Source organism: Enterobacter sp. UNJFSC 003 (genome assembly GCF_036903355.1).
In the GTDB taxonomy this organism is placed as follows: Bacteria; Pseudomonadota; Gammaproteobacteria; order Enterobacterales; family Enterobacteriaceae; genus Enterobacter.
The window spans coordinates 1-270 of record NZ_JBAKHK010000171.1; the positions used below are offsets into that span (position 1 = coordinate 1).

The window sequence follows — 270 nt, forward strand, 5'->3', positions numbered from 1 at the left end:
GCATTAACCGTACTTTAAAGGGAGAATGACTAAACACGCGCATACACCTCTTGAACTCATTCATAAGACCTCCTGACTTGCTAATCCCGTCGATCCTTGAGGGATGATTGCATTACATACAGATATAGCACAGGCTATATTATATAGCTATTGCTAAAACGTTAATTTTTTGTACCTTCGCAACTCTGGTTTACAATGTGCGCACGAAATGAGAACGCTATGTATGCGTCACCATAATGAGGAAGCACAATGAGTCGTCGCGCAGGTACG

The 270-nt window shown here is 42.2% G+C and carries 1 protein-coding gene; it reads right to left on the bottom strand.

The features are described 5' to 3' along the window. On the bottom strand, window positions 1–64 hold a 64-nt coding region (gene mntS / locus V5P19_RS23645), incomplete at its 3' end, for a manganase accumulation protein MntS (RefSeq protein WP_334407984.1). Between the last annotated feature and the right edge of the window lie 206 nt (window positions 65–270).